Origin of the sequence: Bradyrhizobium sp. AUGA SZCCT0158, assembly GCF_018130065.1 — a bacterium.
Classification (GTDB): Bacteria; Pseudomonadota; Alphaproteobacteria; order Rhizobiales; family Xanthobacteraceae; genus Bradyrhizobium.
Genome location: NZ_JAFCME010000005.1, coordinates 131,656 through 146,347 on the forward strand (window position 1 = coordinate 131,656; position 14,692 = coordinate 146,347).

Below are 14,692 nucleotides of genomic sequence, written 5' to 3' on the forward strand. Positions count from 1 at the left end.
CTGAGGTTCACCACGCGGAGAAGTTCACTTCGCGGGCACAGCCAGGACCCTTAGAATCAAATGCCGTGCCAGAACGGCGGATTTCCCTAACAGTTTACGAATCCGGGCCTTTTCGGCCTTTCGGGGAGGGGAACCAAACTGCGCTATTCCGTCGCGATTAAAAAATAGGCATGGCTGGTCAAGGCGCGGGCACGCCAGACTCCGGACATAATCCTGCCCAGTGCGAGGGCAGGAAGCCCCTATTCTAGATGGGTAGTTCTACTGAAGCGCCTCGCCGTGCTGCGAAATATCCAGGCCTTCCAGCTCCTGCTGCAGTGACACCCGCAGCGGCACGAACGCGCTCACCAGTTTGAGCAGCACATAGGTGACGCCGCCCGACCACACCAAGGTGACGCCGATGCCGTAGAGCTGGATCAGCACCTGCTGCGGGTTGTTCTCGATCAGGCCGGCGCTGCCGCCGATGGCTGACGTTGCAAACACGCCGGCGAGCAGGGTGCCGGTCATGCCGCCAATGCCGTGGACGCCGAACACGTCGAGCGAGTCGTCATACTTGAAACGGTGCTTGAGCCAGGTGCAGGCCCAGAAGCAAACCAGACCCGCCACAATGCCGATGATGATTCCATGCCACGGTGCGACGTAACCGGAGGCCGGCGTGATCGTGCCGAGGCCGGCGATCGCGCCGGAGATCATGCCGAGCACGGAGGGTTTGCGCCGCGTCGCCCATTCGATCGCGCCCCAGGTCAGCGCGCCGGCGCAGGCCGCCAGATGCGTTGCGGTGATCGCCATCACGGCGCGTGAATTCGCCGCCAGCGCCGAGCCGCCGTTGAATCCGAACCAGCCGACCCACAGCAATCCGGTGCCGATGACGGCGAGCGACAGGTCGAACGGGGAAAGGTTGTCGCTGCCATAGCCGTGACGCTGTCCCATCACCTTGGCGGCAACCAGACCGCCGATGCCGGCGGACAGATGCACGACGAGGCCGCCGGCAAAATCCAGCACGCCCATGGTGGCGAGGAAGCCGCCGCCCCACACCCAATGCGCCAGCGGCACATAGACGAACATGAACCAGCCGATCGAGAACAGCAGATAGGCCGAGAACCGCATCCGGTCGGCCACCGCGCCCGCCACCAGCGCCACCGTGATGATCGCAAACGTCATCTGGTACAGCACGAACAGTATTTCCGGAATCGTCTTCGCCGCCGGGTGGACGCTGTCCATGGTGACGCCGATGAGGAACCAGCGGTCGAGCGTGCCGATCCAGGGACCTTCGCCGACGAACGCCAGCGAATAGCCGAAACACACCCAGAGAATCGAGATGATCGCGACCGCAGCCAAACTCTGCGCCATTGTCGCCAGCACGTTCTTCTTGCGCACCATGCCGGAATAGAACAGCGCCAGGCCCGGTATCGTCATCATCAGGACGAGGGCGGTGGCGACGATCATCCACGCGGTGTCGGCCGCGTTGATGGTCGATGTCTGCGCAAAGGCCGGTGTCGCCGGCCAGACGTTCATCGCAAGAATGCTGAGCGCAGCGATCTTCGCTGCACGAATCGAGAGTGCCCCCATGGAATTTCCCCGGCCTGTTGTCGTTCTGTTGTCGTTTTTTGTTCGCGCGTCAGGCGTCGTTGCCCGCGCGCGTTGAACTGAACTGAAAACTTTAGAGCGCGTCGCTGTCGGTTTCCCCGGTGCGAATGCGAAGTGCGTGATCGATCGGCGTCACGAAGATCTTGCCGTCGCCGATCTGGCCGGTGCGCGCATGTGCGGTGATGACCTCGACCGCCTTGTCCGCGACGTCGGAGGCGACCGCGATTTCGATGCGCAGCTTGGGCAGGAAGTTCACGACATATTCGGCGCCGCGATAGATTTCGGTGTGGCCCTTCTGGCGGCCGTACCCCTTGACCTCGGTGACGGTCATGCCGTGCACGCCGATGGCCGTCAGCGCCTGACGCACCTCGTCAAGTTTGAATGGTTTGATGATCGCGACGACGAGTTTCATGGTCAGGCCTTCATGTCTCTTGGGATGCACTCTTGGACGTTTCTCTTGGAAGTTTCTCTTGGAAGTTCTCGGATGGTCTTTTGGACGGTCTTTCCAGGCGGTCTTTTTGACGTTCTTTCGGGCGTGTTCGGCAGGCAGGCCGCCCGGCGGCGCGCTGCCAAAATCCAAATCTGGCATCTTTCTATGCAAATGGCACAAAAAACTTGCAGGTTTAAGGGGAAAACATTTGCAAGCGGTGACCTCGGTCACTGTACAGGGAATATGATCCTCCGACAGAATGGGTTTTTCGCCAGCCGCCCCGCCGGCTTCCGCCGTTTCCACGACCAAAGGGATTAAAAATGTCGAACCGATCGTGGTTTTATGCAGCGAATGGCCAGCAACAGGGGCCCTTTCCTGAAGCCCAGCTGCGCGATCTCATCACGAGGGGGACAGTCAGGGCCGACACGCTGGTCTGGTCCGAGGGAATGTCCGGCTGGCAGCGCGCGGGCGAAATTCCCGGCCTGATGCCGGCGGGTGGTGCCCCGCCGTCGGTTACCCAACCGGGCGGCCCGCCGCCGATGAGCAGTGCCGCAGGCGGTGGTTATGGGGGCGGAGGCGGTTACGGGGGTGGCCCGCTGTCGATCGATTTCGGCATCCTGGAGTTTGTCTGGCGCAGCCTCGTGATGATTATCGGAATGGTGCTGGTGATTCCGGCGCCGTGGGTCCTGGTCTGGTATCTCAACTGGATCGTGCCGTGCGTAAAGGTGCCGGGCCGTCCGAACCTCAGCTTCACCGGCAATGCGATGACCATCGTTCCCTGGTATTTCGGATTTATCGCGATCGTTATTGCCGTCGCCTTCCTCGGCAGCGACATTCTCAGCAATCTGATAAACCTTCTCCAGATCGTGCTCTACTGGCTGTTCGCCAAATGGTTCGTCGCGAACCTCGCGTCCAACGGACAGCCGCTCGGGCTCAGCTTCACCGGCTCGGTCTTGGCCTTTCTGGGATACTCGATCCTCGGGGTGCTCGCGATCTTTACGATCATCGGCTGGGCGTGGGTGTATACCGCGATGATGCGGTGGTTCTGCCGCAACATTCAGGGTACGCAGCGCGAAGTGCTGTTCATCGGCACCGGGCTGGAGTTCCTGTGGCGTGCGATCGTGGCGGCCATTGCGTCGATCTTCATCATCCCGATTCCATGGGTGTATCGATGGATGTGGCAGTGGCTGGCGTCGCAGACGGTGTTGGCCGAGCGAGGCGCGCAGCCGAACGGGTAAGGCGTGATCGCTCGAAAACGCTATGTCCGGCGCTGGCGGATCGAGCCTTCCTGGGCCACCGACGCCACCAGCGTGCCGTCGGGCTTGAAGATCAGGCCGCGGGCCAACCCGCGGCCGCCCTGTGCGCTCGGTGAATCCTGCGAATAAAGCAGCCATTCGTCGGCGCGGAACGGCCGGTGAAACCACATCGCGTGATCGAGGCTGGCCGGCATCACGTTGCTGTCGAACAGCGTGCGGCCGTAGCGCGCCATCACGGCATCGAGCAGCGAGAAATCCGACGCATAGGCCAGCGCGCACATATGCAGCGCCGGATCGTCCGGGAATTTTGCCGCGGTGCGGATCCAGACATTGATGCGGCCGTCGTCGATGGTCTCGCCGAAATAGCGGCCGAGTTCGACCGGTCGCAACTCGATCGGCCGGTCCATTTCGTAATAGCGCTGGATGAACTCCGGCATCTCCTTGAACACCGGCTGTTTTGCCACTTCCTCGGCGGAGAGCTTTTCCGGCGGCGGCACGTCCGGCATCTTGTCCTGGTGGTTGAAGGCGCCTTCCTCCTCGGCATGGAACGAGACCATGATCGAGAAGATCGCGTTGCCATGTTGAATCGCCGTGACGCGGCGGGTCGAATAGCTCTTGCCGTCGCGCAAGCGTTCGACCTGGTAGATGATCGGGACCTGCGGGTCGCCCGGCAGGATGAAATAGCAGTGCAGCGAATGCGGCAGCCGGCCTTCGACGGTGCGGCACGCCGCCACCATCGCCTGTCCGATCACCTGGCCGCCGAACACCCGCTGCCAGGCGGTTTTCGGGCTGTTGCCGCGAAACAAATTCACCTCAATCGGTTCGATGTCGAGGATCGAAATCAGGTCGGTCACGCTTGCGGACATGGCGGCACTTTCGGTTGCTTGGGTCATTCCGGGGCGATACGCAGTATCGAACCCGGAATCTCGAGATTCCCCGATGTGCGATAGCACATCTGAGGTTCACGCGAAGGCGCGTGCCCCGGAATGACGGTTTGGCCTTGTTTCAGGCCTCTGTTTCACCCAGCTATAGTCATGTAGCAAGTACAGACCATGACCCGCGAGTAAGGATTGCATGCCGGCACAGCGAAGTATTGTCATCTGCGGCGGCGCCTTTGCGGGGCTGGCGCTGGCGCTGGCGCTGCGTCAGGGCCTGGGCCGCGATATTCCTGTCATCGTGGCCGATCCGGCGCTGGCCTCAAAGCCGAGCCGCGATCCGCGCGCCACCGCGATCGTCGCCGCCTGCCGGCGGCTGTTCGAGGCACTCGGCGTGTGGGGCCAGATCGCGCCCACCGCGCAGCCGATAACAGACATGGTCGTCACCGATTCCAGGCTGGAAGACGCCACCCGTCCGGTGTTCCTCACCTTCGCCGGCAATGTCGAGCCCGGCGAGCCGTTCGCGCATATGGTCGAGAACCGCTATCTGATCGATGCGCTGGTGGCGCGGACCGAGGCCGAGGGCATCGAGCTGCGTGCCACCGCCGTGGCCTCGTTCGATTCACGCACCGACGGCGTCGACGTGACGCTGGCGGACGGCACGATCATCGAAGCCAGCCTTTTGGTCGCCGCCGACGGCGCGCGCTCAAAGCTGCGCGAACGCGCCGGGATCGCCACCCATGGCTGGGACTATGATCAATCCGGCATCGTCGTCACCGTCGGCCATGAGCGCGATCATCACGGCCGCGCCGAAGAGCATTTTTTGCCGGCAGGCCCGTTCGCGATCCTGCCCCTGAGCGGAAAGCGCTCGTCGCTGGTGTGGACCGAGAACCGCACCGAGGCCGCCCGCATCACCGCGCTCGGCGAGGACGAATTTCATGGCGAGCTCGAGCAGCGCTTCGGCCTGCATCTCGGCGAGGTCAAGGCGCTCGACAAGCCGCGCGCGTTTCCGCTCGGTTATTTCGTCGCGCGCTCCTTCATCGCCGAACGTCTGGCGCTGATCGGCGACGCCGCGCATGTGATCCACCCCATCGCAGGTCAGGGTCTCAATATGGGGCTGAAGGATGTCGCTGCCTTGGCCGAAGTCGTGGTCGATGCGGCGCGGCTCGGCATGGATCTCGGCCAGGCCGACGTGCTCGAACGGTACCAGCGCTGGCGCCGCTTCGACACCATGGCAATGGGCGTTGCGACCAACTCGCTGAACTTGCTGTTCTCGAACGAATCGACGCTGCTGCGCACCGTGCGCGACATCGGATTGGGCCTGGTCGACCGCGCGCCGCCGCTGAAAAGCCTGTTCATCCGCCAGGCCGCGGGCTTATCAGGCGAAGTGCCGCGGCTGCTGAAGGGCGAGGCGTTGTAAGGACGCGAATGGCGAATGGTTTTCCTGTTCGCCATTCGCCACTCACTATTCGCCCGCTTCAATCGATCTTCCTCGCCTCTTCCGGCAGCATGATCGGGATGCCGTCGCGGATCGGGTAGGCGAGTTTGGCGGAGCGCGAGATCAGCTCCTGGCGGGAGGCGTCGAACTCCAGCGGTCCCTTGGTGATCGGGCACACCAGGATTTCCAGCAATTTCGGATCGACGGTGCTGTCGAGGCGTTCGGTCGAATTCATTTGTGATCTCCAGCTTGGCCGGTCCCTTAGCACACCAAACTTGTCATCGCGAGGTGGCTATCCGCAGCATTTCGTCGAGCATGGCCTGTTGCTGCGCTTTCGGCAGCGGCTGGTCCGACAGGGCAAACCCGAGAAACGCCCAATAGAGGATTTGCGCGCGGGCGCGGGCCACCTCCGCGGATAGGCCGGACTGCGTCAACAGGCTCTCGACATAGCCGAGCCTGCGGCGGTCGATCGCCTGCACCGCCGCCCGCGCCGCGGGATCGACGCTGGCCCAGGTGCGGACCGCGTTTTCCAGCGCCAGTCTTGCGCCGAACACCCGGCGCAGCAGCACCTCGAGCGGATTCTCTTCCTTTGATGCGGCCTCGACCCCGGCGATGATCTGTTCGGCGGCGATTTCGCGCCATTGCTTGAGGATCGCGGCATGGAACGCGGAAATATCCGCGAAATGCCAGTAGAAACTGCCGCGCGACACCCCCATCGCCTTGGCCAGCGGTTCCGCCTTCAGCGCCGTGAAGCCGCTTTTCGCCAGCGTCTTCAGACCCTGGTCGACCCAATCCTGCCCCGAGAGTTGATCGCCCATGTTCCCGCCCTGCGACATCTCACCATACACCACTGTATTGACAGCCGCCAAGCCCCCGGCGCATAACCATACACAACTGTATGGAGGCATCATCCGATGCGCGATATCATTCTGCAATGCGCCGGCGTCGCCGGAATTGCGGTGTCCCTGATTCACGGCGTGCTCGGCGAAACCAAGGTGTTCGCCAAAGCGACCATCCAGCCCGAAAGCCTGCGGACCCTGATCCGGCTGGTGTGGCAGGCCGGCACCGTGGCGTGGATCGGCGGCGCCGTGCTGCTGATTGCAGCGCCTTCCTTCGGCTCCGAGAGCGCGCGGCACTGGATCGTCATTACCGTGATCGCGATCTACGCCTTTGCCGCCGCGGCGAATGCGTGGTGGTCGCGCGGACGCGGTTTTGGATGGAAGGCGCTGACCGCCGTCGTCGCACTGGCGGTCGCGGGATATTAGGCATCGCCCGACGTCGAAAGAACTGCCGCGGTGGCAAACGGCGGTGCTCTCCTGCCGTTCGCCGGGCTCGACCGGCGCACGCACGGTGTCGCCAATTTTGTGCAGCACATCGTCTGGCTATGGCGCGAGCTACCCGACCCCGTGATCGCCGCCGTTCACGGCATTGCGCTGGGCGGTGGCTTCCAGCTCGCCCTTGGTGCCGATATGCGATACGTCGCGCCGGGCACGCGCCTCGGCATTATCGAGGCGAAGTGGGGATTGGCGCCGGATATGTCCGGTACCCAACTTATGCGTCAGCTGGCGCGCGAAGACGTGGTGCGTGAGCTGACCTACACCGCGCGAACTTTTTCCGCCGAAGAAGCCATCGCGTACGGGTTTGCGACGCGACTGGAGGCGGACCCCCGGACTGCAGCCCTGGCCACGGCGCGCGAGATCGCATCACTCAGTCCGCACGCGGTCCGCGCTGCCAAACGGCTGCTCAATCAAGCCGTCGCGCGCGACGCCGAAGCGGCACTCACCGCTGAAACTTCGGAGCAGAAGGCGTTGCTCGGCAGCGCCAATCAAGTGGAAGCGGACCGGGCAAATATTGAGAATCGCATGCCGAGTTGGAGCACCCCGTGAATACGAACCGTTTTTCTCTCCGATATGATCGCAGCGAACGCATTAACGCCAACGCTGCCGCAGCCCCGTATCACCACGGAAAGTTCCGTACTACTACGGCTGCGCTTCCTCGCCAGTCCCGCTTTCGCTCAGCGCGAAAGTAGCCCCGCACGCGGTTCCGGATCGAGCGATTCAATCAATCAAATGCACACTAACGGGCAGATAGATCGAGGTTTTCCGTAGAATCCCTGATGTATTCAACCATTATACATTCGCTCTTTACGTGCGGATAACTACGCCCTCGGAACCTGCAAGAAAATTAAGGAGTCGAATAGCCAGCGCGGGTAACCATGGTGAGGTACAACCATGGCCGAATGACATGTTCCGCGTTCTTAGCTGCCTTACGGTCGAACACGACTGGCGATTTGTTCTCCTCGCCGGCCTCGTTTGCTTTGTCGCAAGCGTCGTCGCCATCCATATCTTTCATCGCGCGATCTCGTCGCAATCCAGGACGCGGCTGATCTGGATTGCAATTGCGGGCGCCGCGATCGGGTACGGGATCTGGGCGACGCACTTCATCGCGATGCTCGCTTACGAACCCGGTGTCACGACCGGATACGGCGTGGCCTTGACGGCACTGTCGCTCGCCGTGGCAATGATATTGACGTCCGGCGGGTTCGGCTTCTCCGCGAATGCGCCCGGCCGGTGGCGCGCGCCCATCGGCGGCGGAATCATCGGCGCGGGCATTGCCAGCATGCACTATCTCGGCATGTGGGCGCTCGAAGTCCCGGGCCGGGTCACCTGGTCGCTCGATCTCGTGTTCGCCTCCATCCTTATCGGCATGGCGTTCGGTTATGCGGCGCTCGCGTTCGCGGTCCGCTACAAGGATTTGTGGGGAACATTTGTCGCGGCGGTTTTCCTGACGCTCGCAATTGTCTCGCATCATTTCACGGCGATGGGCGCGGTAGAAATTGTCCCCGATCCGACGCGGGCACCTGACGAGATGTCACTTTCTCCCGCCTTTCTCGCTGTCGCGATTGCGGGCGTGGCGCTGTCGGTGCTCGGGATGAGCCTGGTCGGCGTGCTGGCGGATCGCCGCCTCGCCAACCGGACGCGCAAATTCGAGGAAATCATCGATCAGCTCTCGCACGCGCGACAGCAGGTCGAAGGCTCCCAAAGAGAATTGCAGGAGCAGAAGCTCAGGCTCGATTCGGCGATCAATAACATGGGCGAGGGTCTCTGCATGTTCGATGCGGAGAAGCGGCTTGTCGTCTGCAACGATCGATACGCGAAGATGTATCAGCTGCCGCCGGAACTGTTGCGGGCGGGAACATCACACCGCGAAATCATCGAGCATCGCATCAGCAACGGCATCCTCAAGACCGGCACCAATGACGGCGCCGCAAAGGTGATGTCGGCCCTGAATGCGCTGCCAAGCAACGTCCCGGCAAGCCGAGTCGACGAGCTCGCCGATGGTCGATTGATCTGCGTTACGAGGCAACCGATGCCCGGTGGCGGCTGGGTGGCGACGCACCAGGACGTCACCGAGCAGCGCAGGTCCGAGGCCAAGATCACGCATATGGCCCATCATGACGCGCTGACCGATCTGCCAAACCGCGTCCTGCTGAGGAAGCGCCTGGAGCTCGCCCTTTCCATCACGCGCAGGGGAGGCGCCGATCTCGCGGTGCTCATGCTTGATCTTGACCGCTTCAAGGAGGTCAACGACACGCTGGGGCACCCCACGGGAGACGCCCTGTTGCAAGCCGTTGCGGCGCGGCTGCTGGGGTGCGTCAGGGAAACGGCGATGGTCGCGCGGCTGGGCGGCGACGAGTTCGCCGTCATTGAGTGCGTGGAAAATCCGCTGGTGGAAGCCGTGGCGCTCGCCGAACGCATCAAGGCTGCGCTTTGCGAGCCTTTCGATCTTGGCGATCACCGGGTCACCGTCGGAACCAGCATCGGCATTGCCGTCGCGCCACGCGACGGAACCGATTCCGATGAGATTCTCAAGAAAGCGGACCTCGCTCTGTACTCCGCCAAGAATGGCGGGCGTGGTTCCTTCCGCTTCTTCGAGCCGGAACTCGACGAACTCATGCATGCCCGCCGCAACCTCGAACGGGATATGCGGAGTGCGATTTCCAATAATGAGTTCGAACTCCGCTACCAGCCGATCGTCAACTTCAAGAACGGCAAGATCAGCGGCTTTGAGGCGCTGCTGCGTTGGCATCATCCCGAGCGCGGTTGGGTCATGCCGGGCGATTTTATCCCGCTCGCGGAAGAAACCGGCTTGATCGTGCCGATCGGAGAGTGGGTATTGCGGACGGCGTGCGCAGAGGCGGCAAAATGGCCTGCCCATCTCAAGATCGCGGTAAACCTGTCTCCGGCTCAGTTCAGAAGCAAGGACCTGGTTCGGGTCATTATCAGCGCCCTGGCTGGTTCGGGAATTGCGCCGCAAAGGCTCGAACTCGAGGTTACCGAAACGGCCATCATGCACGACAGCGAAGCCGTGTTTGCTGCGCTCGGTCAGCTGCACGAACTGGGCGTTCGAATTGCCCTGGATGATTTCGGCACCGGTTATTCATCCCTGAGCTTCCTGCAAAAGTTTCCATTCGACAAGATCAAGATCGACCGCAGCTTCGTCAGCGAGCTGACGAGTCCGAAGAAAGAATCCCGCGTCATCGCGCGCGCAGTGGTTCGATTTGCCGTAAGCCTCGGCAAGACCACGACGGCAGAAGGCGTGGAAACCAAGGAACAATGGGACATCCTCAGCGGAGAGGCCTGCCTCGAATCGCAAGGCTATTATTTCAGTCCGCCGGTAACGAGCGCCGAAGTCGCGAAAATGGTGCGCTCGCGGGCCAAGGCAGCCGCGAACGCGGCGTAGCCGGCGCGGTCTACTGCAGTCCGGTATCGCCGCCGCTGGTGCGCTTCTTGGCGAGGTCCATCTCGGTCACCGCGATCAGGATTTCCGCGCGCGTCTTCAAATCGGGCGCTTCCAGCATCGCCTGCTTTTCGGCGGGGCCATAGGGCGACATCATCGCCAGCGCATTGACCAGCGCCTCGTTGGGCGCGCTCTCGATGCCCTCCCAATCCACTTTCAAATTGTTGGCGTTGAGAAAATCGGTCAGCACCTCGAGCAGCGCCTCGCGGTCGACTGCCTCTTCGCCCTTGCGCGCGGTGAAGTCGTCAACAAAGGGGAAGAAATCCACCTTGCATTGCCGGTACGCGGTCAGCACCGTCAGCTCTTCGACCACCCGAAAGCGCGAGATGCCGGTGAGTTCGAGGATGTAGCGACCGTCGCCGGATTCGGCGAGCTGGGTGATGCGGCCGACGCAGCCGACCTTGAACAGCATCGGCCGCGCTTCGTCCTTGCTGTGGGAAATATCCGGCTGGATCATCCCGATCAGGCGGTGACCGTCGCGCAGCGCGTCGTCGACCATCGCCAGATAGCGCGGCTCGAAGATGTTGAGCGGCATCTGGCCGCGCGGCAGCAGCAGTGCACCCGGTAGCGGAAACACCGGAATGATTTCGGGAAGCTCGCCGGGTCCGCGGTATTCGGCATTGATCGGCATCTGCGGCCCCGGCTCTACTGCATGAGATGTCTATGTCTTGTGCGTATTCTTAATCCAAAACCGGCGTCCACGGTTGCGGAATACGCAACTCACGAGAACAGGATCGTCGACAGCCGCCTGCGTCCATCCACGGTCGATTCATCGGCCCCGCCCCACGCTTCGAAGAACTGCACCAGCTGCTTGCGCGCGCCATCCTCGTTCCACTTGCGGTCCCGCTTGACGATTTCGAGCAGCTGGTTGGTCGCTTCGGCGCGGTTGCCTTGGGCGTTGAGCGCGGTCGCCAGATCGAATCGGGCCTGATGATCGAGCGGGTTTGCGGCGACTTTCTGTTCCAGCTCGGTGACCGGACCGACCGATTGCGCCTGTTCGGCGAGATCGATCGAGACCTGCACGGCCTTGACGGCGGCGTCATTGCGTTTGGATTCCGGGACCATCGCGATGGTCTGCTTGGCCTGCTCGATGGCACCGGTCGTCACGTAGCATTTCGCAAGACCCGCCAACGCGGCGATATTGGTGGAATCGATCGACAGCACCTCGGCATAGATCTGCGCCGCGGCAGCCGCATCGCCTTCCGCCAGCACGGCTTCGGCCTCGGCGAGAATTTCGGCAATGTTCGGTTCGCCCGGTGCGGCCATGCCCTTGGTGAGCTTGTCGATGAAGGCGGTGACCTGGCTCTCCGGCACCGCGCCCATGAAGCCATCTGCGGGCTGGCCGTTGACGAAGGCGATCACGGCCGGGATCGACTGGATTCCCATCTGGCCGGGGATCTGCGGATGCTGGTCGATGTTCATCTTGACCAGCTTGACCTTGCCCTTGGCGGCGCGGACGGCCTTCTCGATGATCGGCGTCAACTGACGGCACGGACCGCACCACTCCGCCCAGAAGTCGATCAGCACCGGCTGGCGCTTCGATTCCTCGATGACGTCCTTCACGAAGGTCTGGGTGGTGGTATCCTTGATCAGATCGGGTACGGCCTGCGGCGCGGGGCCGCCGCCCTGCTCAATTATCGTCACGATGTATCCTCACCTGATGTCTTGAAAATTGGTCTCGAAAGCTGTCCCAGAGATTGGCGCCCTTCTAGCACGGAAGGGCGCGAAGTTCTCATCCGCTAGATGGCGGCTTGGTCACAAAATTCAATCGGCCCGGCCCGCAGCGTGCTGCCCCGAACGATGGGCGGCCTCCCCATCACGTGTCCAGCCGGCGCGACGAATTGACCGGGAGGGCGGATCGGGGGCATCCGGGCGGAAGTCCGAATCGGCGAGATTCCCGGCAATTTGACCCAGGAATTCGCGCTGAGGAGACAGGGGAACCGATTACCGCGGTTTGGGCGCCGTTTCGGACGGATTCACGCCAATAAAATAAGAAAATCGGGCTATCTCGGTGGTTTCGGCCGCGTTCGCACTGTTGCATTCACGGCCTGCATTTGGCATAGCTCTGCCGTTGCCGGCGAGCGATCGCCGACATCTCGGATGCGGGTGTAGCTCAGTGGTAGAGCACGACCTTGCCAAGGTCGGGGTCGAGGGTTCGAGCCCCTTCGCCCGCTCCAAGATTTCTCGCATGCCAAACCGATGATTGAATGACAAGCCGCCGTCAGGCGGCTTTGTCGTTTGTGGCGGCGGGCGACCTGCCGCCGCGGCCTGCTTCTTCCACCGAACCTGCATGCCATCTTCTGATACCAAGGATTGCAGCGTCGTCTTGTGCCGCGCCGCAAGGATCGTGACACACGCGAGGCTGGCAATTGTTTGAACGGGGATATCGGCAGCGCCTTGAGGCGGACCTGGTCAAATGGGTCGCAGAGGGCGTGATCTCGGGCGACGCGGCCCATTCCATCCGCAAGGCGCGATTTGGCGAAGAGGCGACCTCGCGCCTGCCCGCCATCTTCGCGATGCTCGGCGCCCTGATGCTGGCGGCCAGCGTCAGCGCCTTTGTTGCCGCGAACTGGCAGGAGATTCCACGCCTGGTTAGGCTGGTCGGCATTCTCACGCTGATTGCGGCTTGTTTTCCCGTTGCCCTGCTACTCGGCCGGCGCGCGATCCCCTGGGGCGCCGATGCCGCCGTGACGTTCGCCACGCTGTGCTTTGGCGCAGGCGTGGCGCTGGTCGGCCAGATGTATCATCTGCCCGGCGACTGGCCGGCCGGCGCCATGCTGGTGGCGATCGGCGCGCTCATCGCGGCGGCGCTGACGGGCAAGAGCGGCCCGCTCGTGATTGCCTTTGCGGCGATGGCGGCTTGGACGCTCGGACGGTCCGACGACGCGCAATGGCGCGAAATTCATTGGCCGTTCTTCTTGCTGTTCGTTCCGGCGTTTGCATTGGCGCTGGGCCGCGAAAATCGCCTGGTGGCGCACGCGGCCGTTCTGGCGCTGAGCGTCTGGCTGGCCTCACTGATCTGGTCGCCGGCGGATCGGCTGATCCATGGCGGCATTGCGTTCTCGGTAGCCTATATGGCGATCGGGCTGCTGGCGCTGGACCGCGACTGGCCCGCCGAGTTCCGGGCGCTCTTGCCGTGGGGCGGCTGGGCCTTCGGCGTGCTGCTCTGCTTTGAAATCGAACTCGTTCTGGAAAAATATGTCCGCTTCGAGCACGCCATCGATGCGCATCTCGGCCTTGCCTATGTCGCCGCGGCGCTCGCGATCGCGGCCCTCGCGGGATTGGCGCGGGGCAGGGACAAGGGGCGGCTTGTGATCATCGCGGCCTGCGCCATTGGCTTGACGATTCCGCTGATGCTGGCGGGCGGCCCCGCAATTCCGAGCCGCGTGCTGATCCCCATCGCCGTGCTCGTCAGCGCGGTGGCCTTGATCGCAGGCGGCCTGCTGGTCGGCTTGCGGACATTTTTCATGGTCGGCTACGCGGTGTTCGGCGTTTCGATATTGATCCTGCTCTGGCGCACGGTCGGCACATTGCTCGACCAGTCCCTGTTCTTCCTTGCCGCCGGTGTCGTGCTGCTGGGCCTCGCCTTGGGGGCGCGCAAACTCGCAACCTGGTCAAGCCGTGCCAATGAACAATCCTCTGGGAGTGCGGCCTGATGAGTACCGTCGACAGCCTGATCGGGCGCGTGCCGTTGCTCCCGCGTTACATCCTCGCCGCGCTGATGCTCTGCGGACTGATCCTCGCGATGGTCTATCAACGCGCGGAAATATTGCGAAACGGCCAGGAAGTCCGGCTCGAGATCGTGCCGGTCGATCCGCGCGATCTGTTTCGCGGCGACTATGTCATTCTCGATTATCGAATCTCGTCAATTGACTTGCCGAAGGACTCAACGAGTGAGTTCAAGCGGGGACAAAAAGTATTCGTGACCCTGCGGCCCGACGAGACCGGCAAGGCGAGGGCGGTCGCGATCTCATCCGAGCGGCCGGCGGTGTCCGGCGCCGATATCGTCATTCTGGGCACGGTGGACGCGGGATCGGTTTGCCCACCCAACGAGAGCGGGCTGAGAGTTTGCAAACCCGGAATCCGTGCCGCCCTCGTGAAATACGGGCTCGAAAGCTATTTCGTGCCGCAGGGCGAGGGCAAGAAAATCGAGACGACCGAAAAGGCACGGCTGGAGGTGGTCGCGGCCGTGACGCCTTCCGGCCAGGCCGCGATCAAGCGCCTGCTGATCGACGGCAAGCCCGTCTATGACGAGCCGCCGTATTGACAGGCGGCGCCCTGCCCGCGGAACGCTTCTCTATTCGAAGAG

At 62.7% G+C, this 14,692-nt stretch carries 14 protein-coding genes and 1 tRNA gene; 8 read left to right on the forward strand and 7 right to left on the reverse strand.

Translation table 11 applies throughout. From position 1 onward, the window contains the following. Positions 1–258: 258 nt before the first annotated feature. Positions 259–1,512: an ammonium transporter gene (locus JQ574_RS09190; RefSeq protein WP_249119232.1), complete on the reverse strand. Its 1,254-nt coding sequence runs from the start codon at positions 1,510–1,512 to the stop codon at positions 259–261. Between the two features lie 145 nt (positions 1,513–1,657). Then, positions 1,658–1,996 carry a P-II family nitrogen regulator gene (locus tag JQ574_RS09195; RefSeq protein ID WP_192740630.1) on the reverse strand — a complete coding sequence of 113 codons (339 nt, stop codon included), beginning with the start codon at positions 1,994–1,996 and terminating at the stop codon, positions 1,658–1,660. Between the two features lie 338 nt (positions 1,997–2,334). On the opposite strand from JQ574_RS09195, the gene JQ574_RS09200 reads away from it, so the two are divergent. Further along, positions 2,335–3,252 (forward strand): DUF4339 domain-containing protein, encoded by a 918-nt coding sequence (locus JQ574_RS09200; RefSeq protein WP_212210261.1) that lies wholly within the window; start codon positions 2,335–2,337, stop codon positions 3,250–3,252. A gap of 20 nt (positions 3,253–3,272) precedes the next feature. Here the strand turns inward: JQ574_RS09200 and tesB are convergent, their stop codons facing one another. Then, on the reverse strand, positions 3,273–4,136 hold the full coding sequence (tesB, locus tag JQ574_RS09205) for an acyl-CoA thioesterase II (RefSeq protein ID WP_212210262.1): 864 nt from the start codon (positions 4,134–4,136) through the stop codon (positions 3,273–3,275). Positions 4,137–4,344: 208 nt separating this feature from the next. Between tesB and JQ574_RS09210 the strand changes: the two genes are divergently transcribed. Then, positions 4,345–5,565 carry a ubiquinone biosynthesis hydroxylase gene (locus JQ574_RS09210; protein ID WP_212210263.1) on the forward strand — a complete coding sequence of 407 codons (1,221 nt, stop codon included), beginning with the start codon at positions 4,345–4,347 and terminating at the stop codon, positions 5,563–5,565. 58 nt (positions 5,566–5,623) lie between these two features. On the opposite strand, the gene JQ574_RS09215 is transcribed toward JQ574_RS09210, so the two are convergent. Together JQ574_RS09215 and JQ574_RS09220 are read right to left on the reverse strand one after the other, a co-directional pair. Further along, entirely contained in the window at positions 5,624–5,818 is a 195-nt protein-coding gene (locus tag JQ574_RS09215) for a Trm112 family protein (RefSeq protein WP_192740625.1), read from the reverse strand. A 43-nt stretch (positions 5,819–5,861) separates the two neighbouring features. Beyond that, on the reverse strand, positions 5,862–6,401 hold the full coding sequence (locus tag JQ574_RS09220; RefSeq protein WP_212210264.1) for a TetR/AcrR family transcriptional regulator: 540 nt from the start codon (positions 6,399–6,401) through the stop codon (positions 5,862–5,864). A gap of 96 nt (positions 6,402–6,497) precedes the next feature. Here JQ574_RS09220 and JQ574_RS09225 point away from each other — a divergent pair, with 96 nt between their 5' ends. From JQ574_RS09225 to JQ574_RS09235, 3 genes are all read left to right on the forward strand, one after another. Continuing rightward, entirely contained in the window at positions 6,498–6,848 is a 351-nt protein-coding gene (locus JQ574_RS09225; RefSeq protein WP_212210265.1) for a hypothetical protein, read from the forward strand. 30 nt (positions 6,849–6,878) lie between these two features. Then, complete coding sequence (locus JQ574_RS09230) at positions 6,879–7,469, forward strand: enoyl-CoA hydratase-related protein (protein ID WP_212210266.1); 591 nt, start codon at positions 6,879–6,881, stop codon at positions 7,467–7,469. 358 nt (positions 7,470–7,827) lie between these two features. After that, the gene (locus tag JQ574_RS09235) at positions 7,828–10,326 is read left to right on the forward strand and encodes an EAL domain-containing protein (protein ID WP_212210267.1); all 2,499 of its coding nucleotides are present in this window, start codon (positions 7,828–7,830) and stop codon (positions 10,324–10,326) included. A 10-nt stretch (positions 10,327–10,336) separates the two neighbouring features. On the opposite strand, the gene JQ574_RS09240 is transcribed toward JQ574_RS09235, so the two are convergent. Continuing rightward, entirely contained in the window at positions 10,337–11,014 is a 678-nt protein-coding gene (locus tag JQ574_RS09240; protein ID WP_212210268.1) for an LON peptidase substrate-binding domain-containing protein, read from the reverse strand. An 89-nt stretch (positions 11,015–11,103) separates the two neighbouring features. After that, positions 11,104–12,027: a thioredoxin gene (gene trxA, locus JQ574_RS09245; RefSeq protein WP_212210269.1), complete on the reverse strand. Its 924-nt coding sequence runs from the start codon at positions 12,025–12,027 to the stop codon at positions 11,104–11,106. 458 nt (positions 12,028–12,485) lie between these two features. Between trxA and JQ574_RS09250 the strand changes: the two genes are divergently transcribed. The 3 genes from JQ574_RS09250 to JQ574_RS09260 all read left to right on the forward strand — a co-directional run bounded on the left by JQ574_RS09250 (position 12,486) and on the right by JQ574_RS09260 (position 14,650). Next, positions 12,486–12,560: transfer RNA gene (locus JQ574_RS09250), tRNA-Gly, on the forward strand. A gap of 192 nt (positions 12,561–12,752) precedes the next feature. Next, the gene (locus tag JQ574_RS09255; RefSeq protein ID WP_212210270.1) at positions 12,753–14,039 is read left to right on the forward strand and encodes a DUF2157 domain-containing protein; all 1,287 of its coding nucleotides are present in this window, start codon (positions 12,753–12,755) and stop codon (positions 14,037–14,039) included. Beyond that, entirely contained in the window at positions 14,039–14,650 is a 612-nt protein-coding gene (locus JQ574_RS09260) for a GDYXXLXY domain-containing protein (RefSeq protein ID WP_212210271.1), read from the forward strand. Before JQ574_RS09255 ends, JQ574_RS09260 begins: the two co-directional genes overlap by 1 nt. Positions 14,651–14,692 lie beyond the last annotated feature (42 nt).

Bases quoted from the DNA above. Each gene is read 5' to 3' on its own strand.
- JQ574_RS09190 (WP_249119232.1), bottom strand. From the start codon at position 1,512: ATGAACGTCTGGCCGGCGACACCGGCCTTTGCGCAGACATCGACCATC.
- JQ574_RS09195 (WP_192740630.1), bottom strand. From the start codon at position 1,996: ATGAAACTCGTCGTCGCGATCATCAAACCATTCAAACTTGACGAGGTG.
- JQ574_RS09200 (WP_212210261.1), top strand. From the start codon at position 2,335: ATGTCGAACCGATCGTGGTTTTATGCAGCGAATGGCCAGCAACAGGGG.
- tesB (WP_212210262.1), bottom strand. From the start codon at position 4,136: ATGTCCGCAAGCGTGACCGACCTGATTTCGATCCTCGACATCGAACCG.
- JQ574_RS09210 (WP_212210263.1), top strand. From the start codon at position 4,345: ATGCCGGCACAGCGAAGTATTGTCATCTGCGGCGGCGCCTTTGCGGGG.
- JQ574_RS09215 (WP_192740625.1), bottom strand. From the start codon at position 5,818: ATGAATTCGACCGAACGCCTCGACAGCACCGTCGATCCGAAATTGCTG.
- JQ574_RS09220 (WP_212210264.1), bottom strand. From the start codon at position 6,401: ATGGGCGATCAACTCTCGGGGCAGGATTGGGTCGACCAGGGTCTGAAG.
- JQ574_RS09225 (WP_212210265.1), top strand. From the start codon at position 6,498: ATGCGCGATATCATTCTGCAATGCGCCGGCGTCGCCGGAATTGCGGTG.
- JQ574_RS09235 (WP_212210267.1), top strand. From the start codon at position 7,828: ATGTTCCGCGTTCTTAGCTGCCTTACGGTCGAACACGACTGGCGATTT.
- JQ574_RS09240 (WP_212210268.1), bottom strand. From the start codon at position 11,014: ATGCCGATCAATGCCGAATACCGCGGACCCGGCGAGCTTCCCGAAATC.
- JQ574_RS09260 (WP_212210271.1), top strand. From the start codon at position 14,039: ATGAGTACCGTCGACAGCCTGATCGGGCGCGTGCCGTTGCTCCCGCGT.